Consider the following 25477-nt stretch of genomic DNA (forward strand, 5'->3'; position numbering starts at 1 on the left):
CGATGGTTGACATCTGTATGCATATTTATCAAATGGTTATCATATTTAATGTTTAACCGACGAGAGAGAAATTCTGTGGCGCTGTCTATAAAGGGGGCGGCTATAGACCTTTTTTCGCCCCAGTCGGGGCTCCCTTGTGCAGGAAACCCCGCCGGCGGCGTTTTCCGCCGGGCGGGATAGCGTTATTTAAAATCGGCGTAGGGCGTCAGCGGCTGGGGCGGGCTGTCGAGATCGCCCTGCCAGCCGGACGCGGAGTAGCGCAGATAAATCATTCCGTGGCTGGGGGTATAGTCTTTCGCCTGTTGAATATCGACGCCGACGCCCAGCGTCCAGTGCGAACTCAGCCGCCGTTCGATGGCCGCCTGCACGGTATAACCAATGCCGTGGCTGCCGCCGCCCGGGTCGACGGGGTCCGGGCTGCCGAGCGCGCCCGAGAGCGGATAACGCCGCTGGCTTTTGGTGGAGGAGCGCGACCAGGACACGGAACCGCCCAGCTCCCACGACCAGTTTTCCGTGCGCTGGCGGTAGTTGACCGGCACGCCCACGGAGAAGTAGCGTTGCGGACTGTAGTAACCGCCCTGCCCGAATGAGTAGCCGCTCAGATCCTTTTGATAGTGCATCCACATATTGTTGAGGCCGACGGTAACCCGCCGGTTATCCTGGTTGACGATTTTATAGTAGTAGCCCCCCATCGCGCGGATGCGGTAGTTATCGGCCACATTTTTTCCGCTAAGCTGGTGGGCGCTGAAATTGCTCCAGACGCCGTGCTCTTGGCCGCGATCGTAACTGAGCCCCAGCGCGGCGCCGTTTGCCCGTACGCCGCCCCAGGTAATGCCGGGATGATTGGCGTCCTCCTTGGCGTTGACGGTCAGCGGGTGTTTGACGCCGCCGAAAGCCAGCAATGAGCTGGAAATAGGGCGGCGCGAGGCGGTGGCGGTCCAGCCGATATTCCGCCATTTATCGCTGTAGCTGACGCCGCCGACGATATCGACCACCTCAAAACCGATCGGCGTGGTGCCGACGTCCGCTTCCCAGCGGTCGTTTTTCCAGCCTGCGGCGACGCTGGTGCCCGTGGCCCGCTGCGGGCTGCGTCCGCGGCAGAGTAAATCGGCGCAGGCGCCGAATCGCGCATCATTGACGCCGTTCTTGTTAAGCGCGAACGAACCGGCGTTCATCCGAATGGTGTCGGTGCGGAAAAACGCGCGCCCGTTATGCCAGGGCATATCCACCTGCAGCATGGTGTCGTGCGCCTTCAGGTCGGAGATGCCCGGGGTGCCGCTGGATTGCCAGTAATCGTGGTCGAGCGTGACGTTGATATCCTGCTGGCGATAGGTCTCCGCGGCTTCGGCGCGAACGCTGCGTTGCAGCCAGTTATCCGCGGGGTTGTTGCGCGTCAGTCTGGTGTAGGCGTCGTTATCCAGCGGCAATGCCGGCGCGATGCCGCTGGACGCCATCGCCTGGCGGTAGTCCTGCTGCGCCTGAAGCGGCCGTAAACGCCAGCGCTCAAACCGGGCGGCGTCGCGGTAAACCAGCGCCTGGTTCTGTCCGGGCGCCTCTTGGCGCGCGTCGATTCTCAGGCGCTGAAACAGCGTCTCCGCCTGTTCCGTGTCGCCGAGCGCCAGCCAGGCGTTGGCGATCCTGCGCCGGTCGTTCAGCGAGTTATCCGTTTTACCCGCCTGCGCGGCGGGTTGCCGCAAGCGCTGGCGGGCTTCATCCAGCCTTCCCTGCGCGATAAAGGCTTCGACTTCGCCCAGGCGCGCATCGGCATTTTGCGGCTCCCGCGCGTTTACTCGCTGGTAGGCCGCCAGCGCGTCGTCGTATTCGCCGCGCGCCAGCGCCCAGTCTGCCAGTTCCAGATCGATGCGCGGGTCGGCCGGCAACCCGCGCAGATAGGCGACCGCGCCGGGCTCATCGCCGGCATCGCGCATAGCCTGCGCCTGAGCCAGCGCCTGCTGTAGCGTCAGACGCTGCGCGAGCTCCCGCATGTTGCCGTTCCACTGTCCGGCTGGCAGCGTATTAAGGTATGCCAGCGCCTGCGCGTCGCGATCGGTCGAGGAGAGGTACAGCGCGTACGCATAGCTTTTCTCGGCATCGGCGGGGAGCTGGGCGGCCATACCTTGCAATAGGCTATCCGCCTGCTCGGTTTGTCCGAGACGGCGCAGGGTCAGGGCATAGCGATAGGCCATCCAGATATCGTCAGGATCCAGCTGCCGCGCCTGGCTATATTGGTCGGCGGCCTGCGCCCACTGCTGCCGTTCGAAAAACTGGTCCGCCCGCTGTTTGATAATATCGCGTTGCAAAGCGTTGAGCGTTTCACGCAGCCTATTTTGCTGGCCGCGCGGCAGGCCGTTGATATAGGCCAGCGCGTTCTCCGGCGATTGGCGCAGATGGATGTTGACCAGTCCCCGCAGCGCGCTGGCGTTGTTGGGCGCCAGACGCAAAGCCTGCCGATAGGCCGTTTCGGCGGCCGCGTCGTTCTTGGCGGCGACGGCGACGTCCCCCAGGCCGATAAGGGCGAAAGCATCGGTGCTATTCCATTGCCGCGCCTGGTTGTATTTCAACTGGGCCAGCATCAGGTTGTTGGCTTTTAACGCCCGATCGCCTTCGTTGAGTATCTGCCAGTAACGGGTGCTTTTTATCAGCGTTTCCCATTTCTCCGCGTTAAGGCGATTAACATCGGCCTTTAGCGCCAGCTGAAACTGGCTTAACGCTTTTTCCCGATCGCCGGCCCGCAGATAGGCGACGCCGATGGCGCCGATGAGTTCCGGGTCGTTTGGCGCGGCGGCCAGGGCTTTGTTTAACTCGCTGATAACGGCGCCGCCGCTATCGCCCCTGCCGATTTTATTCAGTCCGCTGAGCCGCGCCTGATAAGCCGGGTCGGCCAGCATGGCGAGCTGTTGGTTCAGCATTCTGCGCCCGGCTTCCGCCTGATTGCCTTCTCCGAATACCGTCATATAGCGTTTTAACGATTCGAGGCTTTGCGGCGTGACGTCCATTCTGCCGACGATCTCCAGCCACAGCGAGGATGCCGGGCCGACGCCGGCAGGATCCGTCGCCAGCTGCTGCAGCACCCCGTAGGCCTGTTCGTTACGGTGCTGGCTGAATAGCAGACGCGCCAGCATGACGCGCAGCGACACATTGCCGGGATAGCGCCGATCCAGCGCCGCCAGTTGGTCAATGGCCGTCGGCTCCTGGTCGGGCAAGCGCGCCACCAGTCGCCAGTATTCAACGGCAAGCTCAATCGTGGGCGGTTCGCCGTGAAATAGCTCGTCGTACTGCACCCTGGCTTCGGCGTAACGGCCCGCGGTTGACAGCAGACGCGCCTGCTGGAGTTTTTGCCGCATCTCTTGCCGCGTCAGCGCCAGATTCATTTCAGCCTGACGATAAAAGGGCGAATCCGGCGCGAGCGCTTTCAGTTTTTCCAACTGTTGGCGCGCCAGCGTTTGATCGCCCTGACGCAGCGCCAGGCGGATCCGCGCGGCTAGAATCTCCGGATTATTCGGGTCGATCAGCTCCAGGCGATAAAGCGACTGGCGCACCAGATCGTCTTTGTAGCGGGCCTCGCCCAGGCGGATCTGCTCTATCAGAAACTGTTTCGGCGATACCGCTTCCGCCCCGCGCGCCGCCGGAACCGCCGCCAGATAAAAAGGCAGCAGGGCGGCGCAGAGGCCGACGAAAGCGCCGGCCGAAATCCGCGGGCGCCGCCGCGCCGCGCCCTGGATGAACGCCTTCAGCTCGCTCATCGCCATCACTCTTCTTCGTCAGGCGAGAGGCGGCGACGGCTGATGATCTTCAGCGCGCGCCACAACAGCCAGGCGATGACGATCACCGTCAGCGTGGAAATGGTCGCCAGCAGCACCGGATGCGTCGCCAGCGCGTGCCAGATACGCTCCCACCAGGGCAGATGGCCGACATAATACACCTCGCCCACGCGTAAACTGTTAACGCCGGAGTCGCGGATAACCGCCGCCGAGCCGAATATGGCGGCGCGCTTGGCGTCATCGGTCAACGCATCATTCAGCAGCGCGTAACCCTGCGGGCCGTCCGCCAGCAGCGCGACGATGCTGCGCTGGTGGTGATAGGGCGACTGGATACCGATGATGGCGGACATCGGCGCCGCGGCGCTGATGGTCGTTTTGGCGTCCGGTTTGGCGTCGTCATCCCGCGCGCCGCTATCCGCTATCGCGGTCTGTCGGGCCGGCTGTTTTACCCAGCTTTGGGCCGCATCCACCAACAGGTTGATTTTTTCATCATCCCGCAGCGCCGGCGGGATCCGTCCGATCATCAGAATATCCCTGTCCTGCTCGGCGGCCTGCGCCCAGTCGTCGCTTAACTGCACGGCTGTCGCCGGGTAGCCGGTGCGCGCGCCGATGCTTCCCAAGGCGTTCAGCAACGTGCCGACCTGCGAAGGCGTCGGCTGTTTATCGATCAGCACCAGCGTTTGCGACAGGTCGGCCAGCCGGCTGAAAGGGTAGCCCGCGCTGGTAAAGACCTGCAGGTCGGGCATGGCGATAAAGTGGCGGTAGCCGGCGAAGTTGACGGTTGAGCCGCCGTCGATCGCCGCATGGTTGACGACGGGGGTATAGGTTTCGCACCGTCCCTCGGCGCCGCTGGCAAGCAGCGTGGTGTAGTTGAAATCAAAACGCAGCTGGTTGGTGGTGCCCAGTTTTAACGCCGGGATCGTCAGGTTCTTATCCGCATCCCATAACCCCTGCGTCAAAGGCAGACGCAGCAGCAGCGAATCCTGATCGTGCTCCGGCACCAGAGAGAACGCCTGCACAAACTGGTTGTTCAGACGCACGCTCAGGCGCGAACCGTCTTTAAGCTGCGGCGCGGTGTAGCGATATTTCAGCTTCATATCGATGCCCTGGCTGCGGATCAGGAAGAGATCGGGCGGCAGGTTCAGGTTCAGCGCGATAGGATAGGGCACGGTGCCGCTGGTTTGGAACTGTCCCTCATATTGCTGAAGTTCGGCAAAGGTCATCGGACGGTCGGTTCGCACCCAGTTCGGCGCGTCGTAAGGCTGCCGGGGCGCCAACTGCTCGACTTTATCCACGGTGAGGCTTGAGCCGCGGAATAGAATGTTGCCTTGCACGATGCCTTTCACCGCGGTGATCAGGTCGTTGTCATCCCGGCCTTGCACCAGCAGCAGCTTGACATAGGGCGTATCCGGATGGTCGATCATGGAAACGGTCGGTCCGCCGACCGGCGGCATATCGCGCAGGAAGTCCGGGCGCTGCGCGTTGGTGGCGAACACGATGGCGTGGCGGTTCGGCAACTGATTAAACAGCGCCGGGAATGATTGCCCGCGCCACTGCGCCTTGCTGCCGAACCAGGAGGCCAGGATCGCCGCCGCGCGCTGCTGCGCCGCATCCGGCTGGCGGCCGAACACCATCGGCAGCGTCAGCGGCCGGCTGTCTCGGCTGTCAAAAAAGGGCACCGGGAAAGGCGAAAGCTCATTTTTCAGCGGCAGTGCCTGGAACTGTAAGTCGAGCGAGCTTGATTTGCTCACGTCCAGCCACAGGGTGGTGCTGGCCGGGCTTTCGCAAATGTTGCGGTAGTGGCCGATAAACTCCAGCCGCACCCGGTTGAAGTCGCTGATGTAACGCGGGTCGATCGGCATCTGGACGCGGTTGGGTTTGCCTAACTGCTCCTGCGTGATGCTGGTTACCCCCATCAGTTCGTCATTGAGATAGACCTTGACGTGAGACTCTATCGGCGTCAGCGACGGCGAGGGCGTGAACTCCAGATTGAGCGTCGCCTGAGTGACGACTTCATCGCCGCGTACGCCGAATTCGATTTGCCCGTTCGGGTTGGTGCCGCGCAGGGAAAAGGTGCCGGGCGCGGGGGCGATCTGCGCGAACTTCAGCTTCACGTCGCGTACCGGCGCCGGGGTTTCTTGCGGTGTCGCGGGCGCGGTAGGCGCGGTAATGGACGTCGTAGGCTGAGAAAGGGTCTCGGTGGTCGGCGTCATGGCGGCCTGAGACAACGAGCTGATGCCTAAAGCGAATACGGTAAACCAGGTTGTTTTTTTCGTCATCATGTCATCATCAATATTAAAAGCCAATCTCGCCGTAGCGGAAAGAAATACGCGTTACGGCCTTGGGGTTAAAGTCAGTATTTCTGGCGGATGCCTTATGCCGGACTTTTTCCCACATAGCGTGGAATAAACGACAGCAGCCAGCTAATCAGGGTGGTAAACCCAACAATGACGCTGCGAATAACCGGCGGCGCGTAATCCGCCATGCGTAAGTAACCGCGGAAGCCCAGCATCAGTACATCGCGCAGGCTTTCGAGCGGTTTGTCTTCCGGTACGTTGTCCTGCCATAGCGCCCAGGTATCCGCCCGGGCGAAGGTACACTGAATAAAATCAATATGCTGCCGGGTGGTCAGATCCTTCATGCGCAAACCGATTTTATTGCCGAAGACTCGGGTAACCTGAAAAGGAAAGGCGTACTCCTGCTGGCCGCGATGTAATAGCAGGGAGATGTTGTCCCCTTCCCGCAGCAGTTCGGGCTGGCGTATTTCTATTCCCACGCCGCCGTCTGAATAGTCGTTCATGATGCAGGAAAAGAGGTGGCCGTCGGCGCAGAGCACCGCGGCGCGCATCGACATTTCCACCCGATGGGCCTGCCGCACCTGTTTGGTTTCCACGGCGACCGCCACGGCCCCGCCGAGGATCGTCATGTTATAGCCGACCCACAGCAGGCTGATGATCACGGTCATAATCTCTTCGGGCGCGCCGTAGTATAGCCGCCATATTCCGGCCGCCAGCCCGGCGATATTCAACAGCACCAGAATCAGGTACGGCCGGGTAATCAGCCAGTCGACGTGCTGCTTTTCGACCAGGCCCCCTTTGGCGGTGACGTTGAATTTGCCTTTATGCGGGTTAAGCAGCGCCACGGTCGTGGGCCTGGCGATGTACCACGCCAGCACGGTTTCATAGATTTCGCTCCAGAAAGAGTGGCGGTAGCGCCCCTGGATGCGGGAGTTCGTCAGGCTGGCGTGAACCATATGCGGGAGAACGTACAAAACGATGGCCAGCGCCGGGGCGAAAATAATATAGGCGTGCAGCAGCAGAAAGGCCAACGGCGCGGTAAGGAAGATCAGGCGCGGAATGCCCGATAAAAAGTGCAGCATGGCGTTGGCGTAACACAGCCGCTGCCCCAGCCTCAGCCCTTTGCCGAACAGGGGGTTATCCAGCCGGAAGATTTGCGCCATCCCTCTGGCCCAGCGGATGCGCTGCCCGATATGCGCCGACAGGCTTTCCGTCGCCAGGCCGGCCGCCTGCGGAATACGGATATAGGCGGAGGAGTAGCCGAGCCGGTGCAGACGCAGCGAAGTGTGGGCGTCTTCGGTGACGGTTTCAACGGCGATGCCGTTGATTTCATCCAGCGGCTTACGGCGCAGAATGGCGCATGAGCCGCAGAAGAAGGTGGCGTCCCACATGTCGTTGCCGTCCTGCACCAGGCCGTAGAACAGCGTTCCTTCGTTGGGGGTGCGGCGAAAACGGCCGAGGTTGCGCTCGAAGGGATCTGGGGAGAAAAAGTGGTGGGGCGTTTGCAGCATCGCCAGCTTTTTATCTTTAAAGAACCAGCCCATCGTCAATTGCAGGAATGAGCGCGTGGGAATATGGTCGCAGTCGAAAATGGCGACGAATTCGCCTTTCGCCTGTTTTAGCGCGTGATTGATGTTCCCGGCTTTCGCGTGTTCATGCGTGGCGCGGGCGATATAATTTACCCCGACGTCCGCGGCGAACGCTTTGAAGTCGGCTCGGCCGCCGTCGTCGAGGATGTAGATATTCAGTTTGTCCTGCGGCCAGTCCATGCCCAACGCGGCATAGACCGTCGGTCTGACTATCTCCAGCGGTTCGTTATAGGTCGGGATGAACAGGTCCACCGTCGGCCACGTCTCGATTTCGGCGGGCAAGGAGATCGGATGGCGGTTAAGCGGCCAGATAGTCTGAAAGTAGCCCAGCACCAGCACGGCCCAGGAATAGGTCTCCGCCGCCAGCAGCAGCAAACCGCAGACCAGGCTGAGCCGGTCGTCCCAGTTGAGCGTCGCGGTATAGCGCCACCACAAATACCGGCAGGAGATGGTGAAGGAGAGGGCGATCATCATCAGCGTCGGCATGCGTCCCGGAATACGGCGGAAAACCATCGCCATGCTCCAGAGCAGCAGCATAAAAATAAACTGCGATAACAGTTCAAACGGCTGGGTGATGCATAACAGCGCCAGCGCGGCGCAGATCAGGCTGAGGAGGGTAACCCACAGCGTTTGCCAGCCTTTTTCCTTGCGGGGGTCGGCGTCGCGCGTCGCGCTGCGGTCGGCGTTAGCCGCCGAGCGCATAAAGTAGCGGGAAAGGTTTTGCAGGCCGTCAAAATAGCGCTGCCGCCAGCGCGCCAGCCGGGAAAAATAGTTTTTGCGCGGCGTCGGCGTCCGACCGTTCCTGACGATCAGCAGCCATAGTCCTTGCACCAGATAGCGCAGAATGTCGGCCGGGCGCGGGCGCCGGGGAGAGATATGCGGAAACCAGTGGCGGTGGTTTTTGCGAACCTGTCGCCAGCCGGCGGATTCCAGCCGTAGAAAAGTCCAGCCGACTATAACCAGAAAGGCCGTCAGATAGGCGGCAAACACGGAGGATCCCCGGCGGCGATAGCCGAGGTAGCGTTGCCGCACCGCCTGATAAGCCTGCGGCATGAGGAAGAAGCGCAATATCCGGTTCATACCGTCTCTTTGGTTAGATTAATCAGGCACCAGTTGGCCAGCGTGACCAGCTCTTCCGCCGCGACGCTTTCCGGCCGATACTCGCCCAGCGGCTGTTTCGCCGCCAGCGATTCCGCCAGCGCTTCATCGCGGTGAATAAGCAGCGGCAGCAGACGCGACAGCGAATACAGCCATAGCTGATGCAAATCCTGCTGCACCGTGCTGATGGCGGAAAACTGGTTGACCAGAAAATAGCGCCGCTCCGGCAAAGCCTGCTGGTGTAGCCGCGCGTGGCAGTTCGCGTCCGGCGCGAGGAGCAGGAAAACGGCGTCCGCGGCGGCCAGCGCCTGACGGGTCAGCGGCGTGTTGTCCGCCGGCGCGTCGATCAGGATCCAGCGGTGTTTGCCGTGCGCGATAATCTGCGACAGGTTATCCCGCCAGTACGTCGGGGCGTGAACGCCCCGCTGCTGCAGCGCGTCGATCTCGGCTGGGTTGAGCCGGCCGAACGGCAGGAAATCGAGCCCGGGGGTATATTGCATCGCGCCTTGCTGCCAGCGCTCGCCGTCGGTTACCGCGCGGGCCCAGCCGCGTGATTGGGCAAACGCCATATTAAAATGCAGGCGCAACAGATTATCCGGCGAGACATCGACGCCAAGCACGCTTTCGCCTAACTGGCGCAACGCCCATGCCAGTCCCGCGGTGAGGGAGGTCGTACCCAGACCGCCGCGAATACCTTGCAATACGATTACCGGCATCGTCAGCGGCTCCCCGTCGATTCTTTTAGTTCCGCCAGCAGAGGCCAGCGTTCCATCATCTGGGCCAAACGGGTTTGACGGGAGATGTCGATATAATTTATTTCGGGCAATGAAAAAGCCTGGCTCAATACACGAAAATCATCGTGCATCTCCGCATAGACGACAGTTTTTGAGGGCGCAATTTTATCATTCATTCCAGATCTCTGAGAGAACAGGCTTAATTGATGGAAACATAGTAATGATAGCGGGAAATAACAATTACATGGGATAATAAAGAACATCTTTATTTGTAATTGAGAGGTTGAGATCTCTAGGATTAGTGCTAGAGTCTTAAGCCCTATCATTATTCAATGATAAACCATAACATCATTCTTGGAAAAGAAAATTATCATATGGCGCAGTCATTTTCATTAGGTATTCGAAAGCTTTGGCATGATCTCTCATTACTGCAATTGCCGGGGTTCTATTGGGTTAATATTGCACGTCAATCGGATGCGTCCTTATTTTTCCAACAAATAATCAATTCCCAGGATGCCGATGCTCGTGTAGCGTTAATATGCAGTGGCGAAAGCGACGAAACACTGTTTAATTCATTATATTTAACCAAATTAGAACAATTCCCTTACTATGTTTTGCCGGAAAAGAAAGCGGCGCTATTTAGCCTTACTGACGATCTGATGCGCGCATTAAAACCGAAGAAGCGATTATTAATCCTTTATGCGCCGGCCAGCCTTTGGGGGGATATTTCTCAGGAAAGCATGGCGCGTTGGATAACGGAAACCGGAGAATGGCTGCAACGGCGGGAATGCACCTTAATTATTCTCAGCCATAGCGGCGGCGGCGATAAGCTTAAGAATATTCTTATTTCCCAGCATCGCGCGTTATATGGTTTAGCCAGCCTGAATTGGCAGCAGGATCATGCGCAATATTTGGTCTCCTGGTGGAGTACGGAAAATGGCATGACGGCCAATCAGGTGCGGGGGCTGCAGCCCGAACCGGAGGGATGGCGGGTGATGGAGAGCCAGGAGTCGGCGCCGCCCCTTTTGCTGAATGACGAGCAACTCTATCTGGCGGAAAAAAGCGTCCTGGAAGGCGCGCCGGCGTTATCGGGCAACTGGCGGCTTTTTGCCGACAACGGCGCTCTGGCGGCGCGCGGTATGTCGTTCCATGCCGCGACCCTGATTTTTGCGCTGAATAAAATCGGTGAGGTGGACGATTTGGCCAGACAGATTCATCGTTTGCGCAGTCAGCGCGGCAAGGCGATGAAAATCGTGGTGCGCGAGATGAGCGCCTCCCTGCGATCCAGCGATGAACGCCTGCTGCTGGCGTGCGGCGCCAATATCATCGTGACCCATTCCGAACCGCTTTCCCGCTTTCTCTCCCGTCTTGAAAGCGTGCAGGGGCAGCACTTCACCAAACATGTTCCCACGGATATCGAGGAGATGCTGGTTATGATGCGGCCTTTACGGGTTAAAGGCTACCTGCCGCCGGAGCGGTTTGTTCAGTCCGTCAAGCATCTTATGAGCAATACGCTGATCCCGGAAGGAAGCAAAGGCCTGTTGGTGTCGCTGCATCCGGTTGTCGGCCTGCTGGCTGAACAGGCGTTAACCATTTGCCATTTAAGACGTTTCGGCGACGTCGCGACCCTATCGCAAGGCCGCCTGTTTCTGTTTCTTTCCACCTGCCGTATAAATGAATTGGATACGGCACTGAAATCGATTTTCCCCTTACCGGTAAATGAAATATTTAGCCGTCGGGCGGTATGGTCGCAGGATGTGCAAATTTTTTCCGAGATTAAGATATTATCGGAAAACCGGAAAGATGAAATAGTCCCCCTGGTTAATCATTATGTTCATGACAATAAGAATCAACCTGAACGGCGGGATGCGGCGGTACGGCGTCAGCCTACCGCTATTACTTTATTTACTGGCGACTAAAGAGAGAACGCATGCTAAATCTGAGCGATATAGTTCAATTGCTATTATTGAGCGCAATAATATTTTTTACGCTTGGTTATGTTGCCCATGGTTATATTCACCGGTGGTTACAATATTGGAAAAATCGTTTGTTATCACCGAGCTATCTGAAATCCGCAGGCATGTGGATGCGCGACGGTTCTCCATCGAAGATTAAGAAATAAAATGAACAAGAAAATACGTACGCAACAAAATCAAAACGCGTGGCGCCACTGGCGCGGGCTTCACGGCTGGAACCTCTATTTCCTGCTTAAATTCGCCCTGCTGTGGTTTGGTTATCTCAATTTTCACCCCTTGCTCAACCTGGTGTTTCTGGCGTTTTTGCTGGTCCCGCTTCCGCCCCTGTGGCTGCACCGCTGGCGGCATATCGTCGCTATTCCCATCGGGATAGGTTTGTTCTATCACGACACCTGGCTGCCCGGCGTCAGCACTATCCTCAATCAGGGCGGCAGCCTGATGGACTTCGATGCGCTGTATCTGCTGGAACTGGTCAACCGATTCATTAACTGGCAGATGGTCGGCGCCGCGCTGGTGCTGGTGGTGGCCTATCAGTTTTTCTCCCAGTGGATTCGTATTACGGTGTTTACCGTCGCCATCCTGGGGTGGCTCAACGTGGTTCATCTCACCGGCCCGATGGTCTCTTTCGTGCCGAGTGTGGCGGCGGTGGCGGCCGACACGCCGTCTGGCTCGGCCGGCGATACGCCCTCGGCGTCGCCCGCGGCCGACCTTCCGCCGACCAATGAGAATTTGACCGCGTACCTGAATCAGTTCTATGCGCGGGAAAAAGCGCGCGCGACCGTGTTTCCGACTTCGCTGCCGGCGGATTCGCAGCCTTTTGATTTATTGATTGTTAATATCTGCTCGCTGGCATGGTCGGATATGGAGGCGAGCGGTTTGATGAATCATCCGCTGTGGAGCAAATTCGACATTCTGTTCAGCAATTTCAACTCGGCGACGGCCTACAGCGGCCCGGCGGCGATTCGTTTACTGCGGGCAAGCTGCGGCCAGGAGTCGCACCACGATTTATATCAGCCCGCCAATCGGCAGTGCTATCTGTTTGATAACCTGGCCCAACTGGGCTTTGAAAAACTGCTGATGCTCGATCACTCCGGGGTATCCGCCCTATCGGGCAACTACCTGAAAGGAATACATGACGAGGGTAATCTGCAATCGCCGATGATGTCGCAGGCCGGCATCAGTCACCAGCTGACGTCATTCGAAGGCGAACCGATTTATAACGATCTGGAGTTGCTTAACCGCTGGTTAGATAATCGCAATACGGCGGGGGCCTCGCGCAGCGCAACCTTCTTTAACCTGATTTCGCTGCACGACGGCAACCGTTTCGTGGGCACCAACAAATCGGCTGACTTTAAGCCCCGGGCGAAAATCATGTTCGATCAGTTGGATACCTTCTTTGACGCGCTGCAAAAGTCCGGGCGCAAAGTGGTGGTGGTGGTGGTGCCCGAACATGGCGCGGCGTTGGCGGGCGATAAAATGCAGATGTCGGGGCTGCGCGATATCCCCAGCCCCAGCATCACGCACATTCCCGTCGGCGTGAAGCTGTTCGGCATTCAGGCGCCGGCGCAAAGCGGCCCGCTGGAGGTGAAAGCGAAGAGCAGCTACCTGGCCATTTCGGAACTGGTGTCGCGCATGGCGGACGGAAAACTCTTTTCCGCGCCGGCGATCGACTGGCAGGCGCTGACCAGGGACTTACCGCAAACGGAAGCGATTTCGGAAAATGAAAGCGCCATTGTTATGCCGTATCGGGATAAACCCTATATTCGCCTTAACGGCGGGGAATGGGTGCCTTATCCGCAGTAATTAATGCGCTACGGGCGGAGGAGGCGTTCCTCCGCCTTTGGGCCGCCGCCTATCATCTCTTAGCGCCGCTCGAGGCACTCCGTCAGTAAACGCCTTTTTCTTCCCTCTCCCGTTCCTCCGGCGGATCGCTTCGCTTGCCGCTCCCTATGCATTCATCAATCTTTCATCCGGCTTGAGTACTTTTTGCTAGCGTCGCATCCCGCGATCCCGCGCCGGGAATGCGGTATTGTCGGCGGCTTAGGATTAAGATGAAATCCTGAAGATAGAATAAGAAAACAGCATTGGGGCAAAGTATACTAGCCGGATTTATCAGGCGTCGGACATAAAAGACGAAATTTTAAGCATTTCAATCCCATAGCGGGTATATTCGCGGTAGATATTGGTAAATGCGGCAGCAATACGGAATTAACGGAGAAAACGCTTGCGGCTTAGACGTTCGTTAACTATTAAACAGATGACCGCCGTGTCCGCCGTGGCGCTGGTGACCATCAGTCTTTTTATAGTGATACAGCTTTTTCACTTCGTGAATCAACGTCGTGACGATTACGCCAGGCAACTGGAGGTGGTCGCTTACTCCGTGCGCCAGCCGCTGACGGAGGCCGTACTGCAAGGCGAGGTGCAACGAGCCGAAGATATTCTGAACAATTTGCTGCCGGTCGGCTTTCTAAGCCGCGCCGAAGTGATGCTGCCTGACAAATTTCAGACGCTGCACGCCAATTTCCCGACGGAACGCGCGGTGCCGCATTGGATAGCCCGCGTCTTTGAGCTGCCGATACGCATCTCGGTGCCTCTCTATTCTCCGCCGCAGACGCAGCATTCGACGCCATTGGCCTATCTGGTCTTGCAGACCGACTCGTACCGCATGTTTCAGTTCATCGTCAGCACATTCTCGACCATGCTGGCGACTTATCTGCTGCTGGCGCTTATTTTGTCCATCTCCATCACCTGGTGCATAAACCGGCTGATGGTGCATCCGCTGCGGGCGATGATCGCCGAGCTGCAGAGCCTGTCGGCGGAGACCATTCCTCACCACCGGCTGACGCAGTCGGAATGGCATAAGGATGATGAGCTCGGCATGCTGGTGCGCAGCTATAATCGTAATCAGCAGCTGCTGGCGCAATCTCTGGCGCCGGCCGCCGCGCGCTATGAGCTGCCGGATGAGGCCGATTTTATTCAATGTCTGGAACGGCGGTTGGCGGAGAACGCGCCGCTGAGCCTGATGGTGATAGGGCTTGATCCGCCGTCCGCGGGCGGCGACGCGGCGCTTAGCGCGGTGAATCGGCTGAAGGCGGCGGCGGGCGAACGGGAAGGAGAGGATCGCATGCCGCTGGCCTGTCTGAACAACGACGAGTTCGCGCTATTGGGCGGTCCTCAGGTGTGCGGCGAAGCGGCGCGGATCTGGGCGCAGGCGCTGATCGCGCAAATAAATACGTCGCCGATGGAGGCCGACGGCCGACCCGCGGCGCCGGCCGCCAGCGCCGGTATCGTCAACATTGACGCCGCCGGCTTAAGAGAAACCAAGAGCGCGGTCCTTCTCCTTTCACAGGCGCGCTTCGCCATGCAGCTGGCCCGCCATGAGCGGAAAAACGGCGTTCGCGTGCTGATGGATTAACCGCCGGATCGCTCCCCGTCTCCGCGCCGCATAACCCGCGCCGCAGGATAAAAAATTATCGTTTTGCACCGCGCTCCCGCGTCTTGAGGCTTGCCCTCTCGGGATGAGGTGCGCCCGCTCCCCGCGGCGTTTTGATGCGCCGAATGTTGCATTGAATGGTTGTTTGTTGCAAATAAATTTCACTGATGTTTAATATTCATATCTGCTGAAGCGATTCCCCTCTTATTTTTAACCGTTTGTTCACAAACTAAAGTTATAAAACATTTCCAGACTGTTATTGCGGTGTTACTTTCCGGCGCAATCACAGGTGGTATTCCCTACACCGACTCCACCGTCCGCCTGTGTCTCCTCACCATAGGATATAAGTATGAAAACATCTATTTTTAAAAGTCTTTATTTTCAGGTGCTTGTTGCTATTACGATAGGGGTTCTGCTGGGCCATTTCTATCCGGAAATCGGTGAGCAGATGAAACCTTTGGGCGATGGCTTCGTTAAATTAATTAAAATGATTATCGCGCCGGTTATCTTTTGTACCGTGGTGACCGGTATTGCAGGCATGGAAAGCATGAAGTCAGTGGGTAAAACCGGCGCGGCCGCCCTGCTGTATTTCGAAATCGTCAGCACCATCGCCCTGATCATCGGTCTGGTGGTGGTAAACCTGGTGAAACCCGGCGCGGGCATGAATGTCGACCCCGCGGCGCTGGACGCCTCCGCGGTGGCGGTTTATACCCAGCAGGCGGCGCAGCAGGGGCTGATTCCGTTTCTGATGGACGTCATTCCCGCCAGCGCGGTCGGGGCGTTCGCCAGCGGGAATATTTTGCAGGTGCTGCTCTTTGCGGTCATGTTCGGCTTTGCGCTGCACCGGCTGGGCGCCAAAGGCAAGATGATATTCGATGTGATCGAAAGTTTCTCCAAAGTCATTTTCGGCATCATCAACATGATCATGCGTCTGGCGCCTTTGGGAGCCTTCGGCGCCATGGCGTTTACCATCGGTAAATACGGGGTCGGCTCGCTGGTGCAGTTGGGCCAGCTGATTGTCTGCTTCTACGTCACCTGTCTGCTGTTTGTTTTCCTGGTGCTGGGCAGTATCGCCAGGGCGACGGGGTTCAGCATTTTCAAATTTATCCGCTATATCAAAGAAGAGCTGCTGATTGTGCTGGGCACCTCCTCTTCCGAATCCGTGTTGCCGCGGATGCTGGAAAAGATGGAGAAAGTCGGGTGTAAGAAGTCGGTGGTCGGTCTGGTTATCCCCACCGGTTATTCGTTCAATCTGGACGGCACCTCGATCTACCTGACGATGGCCGCGGTGTTTATTGCTCAGGCCACCAACAGCCATATGGATATCTGGCATCAGATTACGCTGCTGGTGGTGCTGCTGCTTTCCTCCAAGGGCGCGGCGGGCGTGACGGGCAGCGGGTTTATCGTACTGGCGGCCACCCTCTCCGCGGTGGGGCATCTGCCGGTGGCGGGCCTGGCGTTAATTCTGGGCATTGACCGCTTTATGTCGGAAGCCCGCGCGCTGACCAACCTGATTGGCAACGGCGTAGCGACGATCGTCGTCGCCAAGTATTGCCATGAACTGGACGCCAAGCAGATGAACGCGGTGCTTTCCGGCGATAAGGGCGACGCCGGCAAGAACGGCAAAGCGGCGGAATCGACGACGCTGTCATAATTCGCCTTTCCCGCCCGCTTTACTCTTCCCCACCGTACGGACGTGCGGTGGGGAAGTTTGTTTTCAGCGCGGGACGCGCCGGATTCACAGTATGGAGAACGCCGAGCGCCGGCGGCGCAGGCGCGGATTCAGCGCGGTGTGCAGCGCATCGCTCAACAGATTCAGCGCCATTACCGCCAGCATGATGGCGACGCCCGGAATGGCCGTCATGTACCAGCCGGTTCTCAGCGCATCCCGCCCGGTGCCAATCATCGACCCCCAGCTCACGACATTCGGATCGCCGAGACCAAGGAAAGACAATCCGGCTTCGGAAAGAATCGCGTTGGCGATCAGCAAAGCGGTGGAAACCACCACCGGCGTCCAGGCATTGGGCAGGATTTCACGGAAAATAAGGTGCATATCGCCGGCGCCCAGAGAGATGCTGGCGCGCACGAATTCCCGCTGGCGCAGGGAGAGGAACTCCGTGCGCACCAGGCGGGCGATACTGGTCCATGAGGTAATGCCGAGCGCAAAGGTGATGGTGCCGATGGAGGGCTGGAGCACGGCCACCAGAATAATCGCCAGCAAAAAAGCCGGGATAGTTTGAAACAGCGTGGTAATGCCCGTCAGCACCCGATCCACCGGGCCGCGATAAAATCCGCAGGCCACGCCGACGGCAATGCCGATAGACAGCGCGATCAGGGTCGACGCCACCCCCACCAGCAGCGACACGCGCGCGCCGTGCAGTAGGCCCGCCAGCAGATCGCGTCCCATCAGGTCTGTGCCCAGCGGGAACTGGGCGTCTTGTCCCGGCCAGAGATAAGGCTCCGCCACCATGTTCATCGGGTCGTCGGGGAAAAACCACGGCGCCAGACCGGCCGCGACGACAACCAGCGCCAGTACGGCCAGACCAATCAGCGCAGACGGCTGTAATAACCAGCGACGCATATTACCTCTCTTTTCCTATTGCCGTTTTTTTCGTCCGCCGCCGGCGACGCGCACCCGCGGGTCAAACCAGGCGTGCGCCATATCCACCAGCAGGTTCGACGCCACCACCAGCACGCTGCTGAACAACAGCACGCCGAGCAGGATGGGGATGTCTCGATTCCTGATGGCCTCGAACGACAGCTGTCCCAGCCCCGGCCAGGCGAAAACGGTTTCGACGACGATGGAGCCGCCCAGCAGGGCGCTGCTTTGCAGCCCCAGCATGGTGATGACCGGGATGATGGCGTTATGCAGCGCATGGGTAAAAATCACCCGCCCTTCGCGCGCGCCCTTGGCCCGCGCCGTACGGATAAAATCCTCGGAGAGCGTTTCAATCATCGAGGCGCGCGCCAACCGGGCGTAAACCGCCATGTAGTAAATGGTCAGCGTCAGCACCGGCAGCGCCAGGTGCGCCGCGATATCCCGCAGTTTATCAACGCCGGCATAGCCCGCGTTGATATCCTGCCAACCGCCGGCATAGCCCGCGTTGATATCCTGCCAACCGCCGGCGGGCAGCCACTCCAGCTTGACGGCGAACAGCACAATCAGCATCAGCGCCACCCAGAACATCGGCGCGGAGTAGCCGATGGTGGAGAGCATGGAGATGAGCGAATCCGTCACGCCGTGGGGACGGCGCGCCGACGCGACGCCGAGCAGTACGCCGCCCGCCACCGACAGCAGCAGAGCGCCGCCCACCAGCAGTACGGTCGCCGGCAGCCGATCGACGATCAGATCCAGGACCGGCTCGCCAAAACGAAATGAAAAGCCCAGATCGCCCTGCGCCAGTTGCAGCAGATAGGATCCCCACTGCGCCGCGAGATGCCGGTCAAGACCGTAAAGTTCGCGCAGCTGCTGGATATATTCCGGCGTCGCGCTGCCGCTTTCGCTGGCGATAACGTCCACCAGGTCGCCGGGCAGCGACTTCAGCAGAAAAAAGTTCAGGGTGGCGATGCCGATAATCACCCCGGCCAGTTGCAGCAGCCGGAAGAAAATACGTGCCGTCATGAGATTACGTCCCTCGCTCAGACGCCTTTTTTATCCAGCCATACGTGGGCGAAATTATTTTGGCTGTGGTTGAATGTGTCCGTCACGTTGCGCAGATTGCGGGCCCAGATGCCGAACCATTTGAATTCAAATAGGTTGATCTGGGGCAGGTCGCGCTGCACGATGCGCTGCAGGTCGTGATAGAGCGCCAGCCGTTTTTGCGCATCGACCTCGACCTGCGCCGCCTCGATAATCCTATCGGCCTCCGGGCTGGCGTAGCCTGAGGCGTTGGTCCAGGGCGTTCCCTTGCTTTCCGCCTTCGACCAGTAGAGCTGTTCCACGCCCAGCTGCGGATCGGTCCAGTTCACTCCCCAGGAGCTGGCGAGTTGGTAGTCATAGTTTTTGAAGACGTTGGTGGTCCAGGTGGCCAGATCCAGCGCGCGCAGCGTGACGTCGATGCCGATGGCGCGCAGCGCCTGGCGGACGAACTCGCCGGTGCGGCGGTAGTCGTCGCCGAACGGGATGAAGTCGTGGTTCAGCTTAAAGCGCCAGCCGTCCGCCTTTTTCGGATACCCCGCTTCGTCCAGCAGCGCCTGGGCCTTTTTAATATCGAACGGATACTGCTGGGTGTCGGCGGTATAGAAGGTGCTGAGCTGCGAAGATACCGGCCCGGTCGCCGGTTTGGCGTAGCCTCCCCACACGGTTCTGACCAGCAGATCCTTATTGACGGCGTGGGCGATGGCCTGGCGCACCTTCAGATTGCTGAGAATGGGATCGCGCAGATTGGGCAGCAGCCAGAATGAGGTGGCGAAGCCGTTATAGCCATCGGTATCCAGCGTCAGGGTAGGGAGCTTCGCCAGACGGGCGGCGTCGGCGAAGGTGACGGGATTGCGTTCGCCGTACTGGATTGCGCCGGTTTCAAAGGCGGTGGCGCGCCCGGAAACGTCGGGGATGATTTTGAACAGCAGTTTATCCAGGAACGGACGCTCGGGCTGCCAGTATTTATCGAATCTCTCCAGCGCGATGTGGCTGCCGCGCTGCCATTCGCGGAACACGAACGGCCCGGTGCCGACGGGCTTATTGTTGTAAGGATTGTTGGGAATATCCGTGCCTTCGTACAGATGACGCGGCAGGATCGGGGTCGCCACCACGTCCAGCGCGTTGAGCACCACCGGCGTGGGTTTGGAAAGCGTCAGGACCACGGTGTGTTCATCAGGCGTTTCCACCCCGGACAGGTACTGGAACACCCTGCGGGCGAACGGCGAATACTGTCTCCAGACGTTTTCCGCCGAGAATTTCACGTCGGCGGCGCCGAATGGCTGGCCGTCATGCCACAGCACATTGCGGCGCAGGGAGAGCGTGACGGTCAGGCCGTCATCCGATACCGCCACTTTTTCTGCCAGTTGGGGACGCGGCGTCAGGTCCGGCGCGTAGTCAAACAGTCCGTCGAAGATCTTGCTGACGACGGTACGTCCGGGCGTCGAGGTATTGATAAAGAACGCCAGCGTCGGCGGTTCGGGATGCACCACCGCTTCCAGCGTGCCGCCGCGCACCGCGCCCGCCACGGTATTCGGCAGGCTGCCTACTTCCGCCGCGCTCTCGCTCGGCCAGATACCGCCAAATACCCCCGAAGCCAGAATAGCGCCGGAGATGCCCAGAAATTTGCGGCGGTTAAGTTCGTACTCGACCAGCGCGTCGATATTGCCCTCTGATGGACGCTTGTTCATTATGTGTTTCCCCTGTGCCTGTCAATAAAATCAAAGTAAGCCGAGCGCTCAACTTCGCGCGGCGGCGAATAACGGGGCGTCGGATGGCCGCCGCCCGCGGTCTTTTCTTCCCGGCACGGCGTCCAACAGCGTCCGGGTATAGGGATGCCGGGGGTGATGCCAGATATGTTCGCTATCGCCTTCTTCCACAATACGCCCGCCGTTCATCACCAGAACGCGGTCGGCGATGTAGCGCACGACCGCCAGGTCGTGGGAAATAAACAGATAGGTCAGCCCCAGCTCCGCTTTTAAGTCCACCAGCAGATTGATGATTTGCGCCTGTACGGAAACGTCGAGAGCGGAAACGGGTTCGTCGCAGATAAGCAGCTGCGGGCGTAGAACCAGCGCCCGGGCGATGCCGATGCGCTGACGCTGGCCGCCGGAGAATTCGTGCGGGTAGCGCTGGCGGGCCGACTGAGGCAGGCCGACGTCGTCAAGAATGCGTACGATGCGCCGCTCACGTTCGCGCCGCTCTTTGATCCCGTGGATCGCCAGCGCATAGCCTAAGATCTCGTCGATGCTCTGGCGCGGATTGAGCGACCCGTAGGGGTCTTGAAACACCATCTGGATACGCTTGCGCCAAGGCAGCAGACGTCGGCGCGACAGCGTCAGCAGATCCTGTCCGTCAAAAACGATCCGGCCGCTCTGCGCCTGCTCCAGCCTCATGATGGCGCGTGACAGGGTGGATTTGCCGCAGCCCGACTCGCCGACCAGGCCGAGCGTTTCTCCGGCATGCAGCCGCAGGGAGAGATCGTTTACCGCCGCAATATCGCCCTGGGCGGATTCATAGGTCACCGTCAGGCCGTCGATCGCCAGCAGCGGCCGGGACGCGGCGGCGGCCGGGGCGATCTCCGCCTCCGCCGCGCGCGGCGAGGGCTGAAACAGGGTGAAGCCCTGTTCATCGCCGTAGCGAATCTCCGGCAGCCGCGACCGGCGATAGTGCGCATCCTGCTCCAGATGCAGCGAGGCGTGCAGCAGGCCTTGGGTATAGGTATGCTGCGGATGGCGTAATATCCGATCGGCCGGCCCTTCCTCCAGCTTGCGGCCGTTATGCATCACCGCCACGCGATCGGCCCACTGGGCGACCACGCCCAGATCGTGGGTGATGAGCAGCACGGCCATGTTCAGCTCGCGCCGCAGCTCGTCGAGCAGGGCCAGTATCTGCGATTGGATGGTGACATCCAGCGCGGTGGTCGGCTCATCGGCAATCAGCAGGTCGGGCTGGCAGGCGATCGCCATGGCGATCATCACCCGCTGGCGCTGTCCGCCGGATAGGTGGTGGGGGTAATCGTCAAAGCGGTTTTCAGGGTCGGGCAGCTTGACCTGCCTCAGCAGTTCAATCGCGCGGGCGCGCGCCTGCCGCCGGGTTAACGTTAGATGCAGGGTCAGGGCTTCTTCAACCTGACGCCCGATGGACATCACCGGATTCAGCGAGGTCATCGGCTCCTGAAATATCATGGAGATGTCGTTGCCGCGCACATCGGCCAGCTGCCGCTCTCCCAAACGCAGCAGGTCTTTGCCGCCGAGCGTGATGGCGCCGCCGATTTTTGTCTGCGCCGGCAGCAGCCGCATGATGCTCAATGCGGTAGTGGACTTGCCGCAGCCCGATTCGCCCACCAACGCCAGCATTTCTCCCTTTGCGATACGTAGGTCGAGATTATCCACCGCCACGTGTCCGGGGAAGTGAACGCTTAGCCCCTGTATATCCAGTAATGTCGTCATCCCGTCCCGATCCCTAAATCAATCTCTTTAGGCAGTAATCGGTTACTTTAATCGCGACGGTTATTATTTTTCTATTATGGTTTCTTCTTACTTATAGCTATTACGCATATATCCGGCCCGCCTAGAACCGCGCGGGCGTCGGCCGCGTTACTCCGCCTTCGCTTTCAGCGGAAAGCGTCTGCGCACCACCACAAAGAAGAGCGGCACGAAGAAGATGGCGAGGATCGTCGCGGAGGCCATTCCGCCAATGACGCCGGTCCCCACGGCATGCTGGCTGGCGGAGCCCGCGCCGTTGCTGGTGGCCATCGGCAGCACGCCGAAAATGAACGCCAGCGAAGTCATCAAAATCGGCCGCAGGCGCTGGCGCGCCGCATCCAGCGTCGCCTCAACCAGCTCCCGACCCTGCTGGTTCATCTCGTTGGCGAACTCGACGATAAGGATGGCGTTTTTCGCCGCTAGACCGATAACGGTCAACAGCCCCACCTGGAAATAGACATCGTTCTCCAGACCGCGCCCCCAGGTGGCCAGTAGCGCGCCCAGTACGCCGAGCGGCACCACCAGCATCACGGAAAAGGGAACGGTCCAGCTTTCGTACAAAGCGGCCAGACACAGGAAGACGACCAGCAGCGAAATGGCGTACAGCGCCGGCGCTTGCGACCCCGCCAGCCGCTCCTGATAAGACATGCCGGTCCATTCCAGACCGATGCCTTCAGGCAATTGCTTGACCAGCGTCTCCATGATGTTCATGGCCGTCCCGGTGCTGACGCCGGGCGCCGCTTCCCCGACGATCTCCAGCGAGGAGTAGCCGTTGTAACGCTCCAGGCGCGGCGAACCGCTCTCCCATGAGGTTTGCGCAAAGGCGGTAAAGGGCACCATCCCGCCGTGGCTGTTGCGCACGTACCATTTGCCGATGTCGTCCGGCTGCATGCGGTATTTGGCCGCCGCCTGCACATAGACTTTTTTCACCCGGCCGCGATCGATGAAATCATTCACGTAGGTCGAACCCCAGCCGGTTTGCAGCACGCCGTTGATGTCGTCGATAGCGACGCCCAGCGCCTGCGCCTTGCGTTGGTCAATATCAATTCTCAGCTGCGCGTTGTCATCCAGGCCGTTATGGCGCACCCGGGTCAGCGCCGCGCTGTCGCCGGCCATCGATAAGAGCCGGTCGCGCGCGTTCATCAGCGTATCGTGGCCTAGCCCGGCGTGATCCTGTAATTCCAGGGTAAAACCGGCCGCATTGCCCAGGCCGCTGATGGAAGGCGGATTATTGGCAATCACCCGCGCTTCGTTGATATGGCGAAACGCCCGGGTCGCCCGCTCGATAATGGCGAAAGCGCTATTATCCGACCCCGCGCGCTCATCCCACTCTTTCAGGCGCACGAACAGGCGTGCCACGTTCTGTCCGTTCCCGCCCGGACCGGAACCCACGGCGGAGAACACCGATACGACATTTTCCGCCTCCTGGGTGAGGTAATACTGTTCGACTTTTTGCACCACTTTTAGCGTCTGCTGCTGCGTCGATCCGGGCGGCAGCTGTACCTGCGTCATAAACACGCCGCGGTCTTCCTGCGGCAGGAACGATGTCGGCAGTTTCATAAACAGAAACGCCATGATGCCGATGATGCCGAGATAGAGCAGCGTCCAGCGGCCGCTTCTCACCAGGATTTTCGCCACGCCGTGTTCATAACGCGACGCGCTACGGTTGAAACTGCGGTTAAACCATCCGAAGAACCCCGTGCGGCCGTGATGGTGGCCTTTGGCGAGCGGCTTGAGCAGGGTGGCGCACAGCGCGGGCGTAAGGATCATCGCCACCAGCACGGACAGAATCATGGAGGAAACGATGGTGATGGAGAACTGGCGGTAGATCGCCCCGGTGGTGCCGCCGAAAAAGGCCATTGGAACAAATACCGCCGAGAGCACCAGCGCGATCCCCACCAGCGCCCCCTGCACCTGCCTCATCGATTTGCGCGTCGCTTCGCGCGCAGAGAGCCCCTCTTCGCTCATGACGCGCTCGACGTTTTCCACCACCACGATGGCGTCATCCACCAGCAGGCCGATCGCCAGCACCATCGCAGACATGGTGAGGGTGTTCAGGCTGAATCCGCCGACGTAAAGCACCGTGAAGGTGCCCAGCAGCACAACCGGAACGGCGATGGTGGGGATCAGCGTGGCGCGGAAATTCTGTAAAAACAGGTACATTACCAGAAATACCAGCAGTATCGCCTCAAACAGGGTTTTCACCACGTCGGTAATCGACGCTTTGACGAAGGGGGCGGTTTCAAAGGCGATTTTGGCTTCCAGCCCGCGGGGAAAATAGTGCGACAGCTCGTCGATGCGCGCGCGCACCAGCTTGTCCGTCTCCAGCTCATTGGCGCCGGAGGCCAGGGTTACCCCCAGTCCCGACGCCGCCTGGCCGTTATAGCGGCTGAGATAATTATAGCTTTCCGCGCCCAGCTCGACTTCGGCGACATCCCCCAGCCTGACCGCGGAACCGTCCTGATTGACGCGCAGGGTAATGTCGCGGAACTGTTGCGGCGTTTGCAGCAGCGACTGGGCATTAATGGAGGCATTCAGCAACTGGTCGTCCACCGACGGCGTTCCCCCCACCTGGCCGACGGAAACCTGACTGTTTTGCGACTCGATGGCGGACACCACGTCCTCGGTGATCAGCGCGTAGTTCGCCAGCTTCAAGGGGTCGAGCCAGATGCGCATCGCATATTGCGAGCCGTAGGCCTCCACTTCGCCGACGCCGTTGATGCGGCTGAGCGGCTCCTGAATGTTACTGGCGACATAGTCTGCGATATCCTGTTTATCCATGCTGCCATCGGTAGAAACAAAGGCGATCATCAGGATATTGGTATCGCCGGTTTTACTGACCGTTACGCCCTGCTGCTGCACGGCCTGCGGCAGTTTGCGCAATGCCGACTGCAGCTGGTTCTGCACCTGCTGGCGGGCTTCATTCGGGTTGGTTCCGGCTTCAAAACTGAGCGTGATCCTTGCCTGCCCTGTATTGCTGCTGTTTGACGCCATATACATTAAATTATCCAGCCCGGTCATGCTCTGCTCGATAACCTGCGTCACGGTATTTTCAATGGTTTGGGCGGACGCGCCGGGATAATTGGCGCTGATCCGCACGCTGGGCGGCGCCAGGTCGGGATATTGCTCAATGGGCAGCGAAACGATCGCCAGCGTACCGCACAGACTGAGTAAAATTGCCAACACCCAGGCAAAAATGGGGCGATCGATAAAAAAATTCGCCATTGAAATACGGCTCCTCGGCAGCGTTGTTATTGCGGCATATCTACCGAGAATTACTTTATCCGCTAATGTTTTACGAATCGTGGAAAAATTAAGGAGAAAATGTAAATAATCGTCGGCGCATGGCGGGCCGTGTTGGCCCGCCGGCGTCTCCGCCATCTGAATTTCATACTAATCGGTTAAATCTCAATCTTTTCTTTATTTTGAACATTATTTATGTCTGTTGAGGTGACATAGATGAA

The 25477-nt window shown here is 59.2% G+C and carries 15 protein-coding genes; 5 read left to right on the forward strand and 10 right to left on the reverse strand.

Annotation, left to right across the window (positions count from 1 at the left end; translation table 11 throughout):
• Positions 1–182 precede the first annotated feature (182 nt).
• From bcsC to bcsR, 5 genes are all read right to left on the reverse strand, one after another.
• On the reverse strand, positions 183–3743 hold the full coding sequence (gene bcsC, locus VSX58_RS12065; protein WP_327618303.1) for a cellulose synthase complex outer membrane protein BcsC: 3561 nt from the start codon (positions 3741–3743) through the stop codon (positions 183–185).
• A gap of 5 nt (positions 3744–3748) precedes the next feature.
• Complete coding sequence (gene bcsB / locus VSX58_RS12070) at positions 3749–6040, reverse strand: cellulose biosynthesis cyclic di-GMP-binding regulatory protein BcsB (protein WP_327618405.1); 2292 nt, start codon at positions 6038–6040, stop codon at positions 3749–3751.
• Positions 6041–6135: 95 nt separating this feature from the next.
• Positions 6136–8727 carry a UDP-forming cellulose synthase catalytic subunit gene (gene bcsA, locus VSX58_RS12075; protein ID WP_327618304.1) on the reverse strand — a complete coding sequence of 864 codons (2592 nt, stop codon included), beginning with the start codon at positions 8725–8727 and terminating at the stop codon, positions 6136–6138.
• Entirely contained in the window at positions 8724–9461 is a 738-nt protein-coding gene (gene bcsQ / locus VSX58_RS12080; RefSeq protein ID WP_327618305.1) for a cellulose biosynthesis protein BcsQ, read from the reverse strand. Before bcsQ ends, bcsA begins: the two co-directional genes overlap by 4 nt.
• Positions 9462–9463: 2 nt before the next feature.
• Entirely contained in the window at positions 9464–9655 is a 192-nt protein-coding gene (bcsR, locus tag VSX58_RS12085; protein WP_407654870.1) for a cellulose biosynthesis protein BcsR, read from the reverse strand.
• Between the two features lie 198 nt (positions 9656–9853).
• On the opposite strand from bcsR, the gene bcsE reads away from it, so the two are divergent.
• From bcsE to VSX58_RS12110, 5 genes are all read left to right on the forward strand, one after another.
• A complete protein-coding gene (gene bcsE / locus VSX58_RS12090) occupies positions 9854–11398 on the forward strand; it encodes a cellulose biosynthesis protein BcsE (RefSeq protein ID WP_327618306.1) in 1545 nt (514 codons plus the stop codon).
• 11 nt (positions 11399–11409) lie between these two features.
• Positions 11410–11601 carry a cellulose biosynthesis protein BcsF gene (gene bcsF, locus VSX58_RS12095; protein ID WP_327614177.1) on the forward strand — a complete coding sequence of 64 codons (192 nt, stop codon included), beginning with the start codon at positions 11410–11412 and terminating at the stop codon, positions 11599–11601.
• A gap of 1 nt (position 11602) precedes the next feature.
• Entirely contained in the window at positions 11603–13258 is a 1656-nt protein-coding gene (gene bcsG, locus VSX58_RS12100; RefSeq protein ID WP_327618307.1) for a cellulose biosynthesis protein BcsG, read from the forward strand.
• Between the two features lie 421 nt (positions 13259–13679).
• The gene (locus tag VSX58_RS12105) at positions 13680–14870 is read left to right on the forward strand and encodes an adenylate/guanylate cyclase domain-containing protein (RefSeq protein ID WP_327618308.1); all 1191 of its coding nucleotides are present in this window, start codon (positions 13680–13682) and stop codon (positions 14868–14870) included.
• 367 nt (positions 14871–15237) lie between these two features.
• A complete protein-coding gene (locus VSX58_RS12110; protein WP_327614180.1) occupies positions 15238–16542 on the forward strand; it encodes a dicarboxylate/amino acid:cation symporter in 1305 nt (434 codons plus the stop codon).
• Between the two features lie 84 nt (positions 16543–16626).
• On the opposite strand, the gene VSX58_RS12115 is transcribed toward VSX58_RS12110, so the two are convergent.
• The 5 genes from VSX58_RS12115 to acrD all read right to left on the reverse strand — a co-directional run bounded on the left by VSX58_RS12115 (position 16627) and on the right by acrD (position 25238).
• A complete protein-coding gene (locus tag VSX58_RS12115; protein ID WP_327618309.1) occupies positions 16627–17469 on the reverse strand; it encodes an ABC transporter permease in 843 nt (280 codons plus the stop codon).
• Between the two features lie 15 nt (positions 17470–17484).
• Positions 17485–18510: an ABC transporter permease gene (locus VSX58_RS12120; RefSeq protein WP_327618310.1), complete on the reverse strand. Its 1026-nt coding sequence runs from the start codon at positions 18508–18510 to the stop codon at positions 17485–17487.
• Positions 18511–18527: 17 nt separating this feature from the next.
• Positions 18528–20216, reverse strand: coding sequence for an ABC transporter substrate-binding protein (locus VSX58_RS12125; RefSeq protein ID WP_327618311.1), 1689 nt, complete (start codon positions 20214–20216; stop codon positions 18528–18530).
• A 48-nt stretch (positions 20217–20264) separates the two neighbouring features.
• Positions 20265–21977 (reverse strand): ABC transporter ATP-binding protein, encoded by a 1713-nt coding sequence (locus VSX58_RS12130; protein WP_327614184.1) that lies wholly within the window; start codon positions 21975–21977, stop codon positions 20265–20267.
• A 147-nt stretch (positions 21978–22124) separates the two neighbouring features.
• Entirely contained in the window at positions 22125–25238 is a 3114-nt protein-coding gene (acrD, locus tag VSX58_RS12135) for a multidrug efflux RND transporter permease AcrD (RefSeq protein WP_327618312.1), read from the reverse strand.
• Positions 25239–25477: the final 239 nt, after the last annotated feature.

This window comes from Brenneria populi (assembly GCF_036016195.1).
In the GTDB taxonomy this organism is placed as follows: domain Bacteria; phylum Pseudomonadota; class Gammaproteobacteria; order Enterobacterales; family Enterobacteriaceae; genus Brenneria; species Brenneria populi.

What these genes read in the sequence shown, in the direction of transcription:
- bcsR (WP_407654870.1), bottom strand. Translation starts at nt 9,655, where the DNA reads ATGAATGATAAAATTGCGCCCTCAAAAACTGTCGTCTATGCGGAGATG.
- acrD (WP_327618312.1), bottom strand. Translation starts at nt 25,238, where the DNA reads ATGGCGAATTTTTTTATCGATCGCCCCATTTTTGCCTGGGTGTTGGCA.
- VSX58_RS12110 (WP_327614180.1), top strand. Translation starts at nt 15,238, where the DNA reads ATGAAAACATCTATTTTTAAAAGTCTTTATTTTCAGGTGCTTGTTGCT.
- bcsE (WP_327618306.1), top strand. Translation starts at nt 9,854, where the DNA reads ATGGCGCAGTCATTTTCATTAGGTATTCGAAAGCTTTGGCATGATCTC.
- bcsB (WP_327618405.1), bottom strand. Translation starts at nt 6,040, where the DNA reads ATGACGAAAAAAACAACCTGGTTTACCGTATTCGCTTTAGGCATCAGC.
- bcsQ (WP_327618305.1), bottom strand. Translation starts at nt 9,461, where the DNA reads ATGCCGGTAATCGTATTGCAAGGTATTCGCGGCGGTCTGGGTACGACC.
- VSX58_RS12130 (WP_327614184.1), bottom strand. Translation starts at nt 21,977, where the DNA reads ATGACGACATTACTGGATATACAGGGGCTAAGCGTTCACTTCCCCGGA.
- bcsG (WP_327618307.1), top strand. Translation starts at nt 11,603, where the DNA reads ATGAACAAGAAAATACGTACGCAACAAAATCAAAACGCGTGGCGCCAC.
- bcsA (WP_327618304.1), bottom strand. Translation starts at nt 8,727, where the DNA reads ATGAACCGGATATTGCGCTTCTTCCTCATGCCGCAGGCTTATCAGGCG.
- VSX58_RS12120 (WP_327618310.1), bottom strand. Translation starts at nt 18,510, where the DNA reads ATGACGGCACGTATTTTCTTCCGGCTGCTGCAACTGGCCGGGGTGATT.
- bcsC (WP_327618303.1), bottom strand. Translation starts at nt 3,743, where the DNA reads ATGAGCGAGCTGAAGGCGTTCATCCAGGGCGCGGCGCGGCGGCGCCCG.
- VSX58_RS12115 (WP_327618309.1), bottom strand. Translation starts at nt 17,469, where the DNA reads ATGCGTCGCTGGTTATTACAGCCGTCTGCGCTGATTGGTCTGGCCGTA.
- bcsF (WP_327614177.1), top strand. Translation starts at nt 11,410, where the DNA reads ATGCTAAATCTGAGCGATATAGTTCAATTGCTATTATTGAGCGCAATA.
- VSX58_RS12125 (WP_327618311.1), bottom strand. Translation starts at nt 20,216, where the DNA reads ATGAACAAGCGTCCATCAGAGGGCAATATCGACGCGCTGGTCGAGTAC.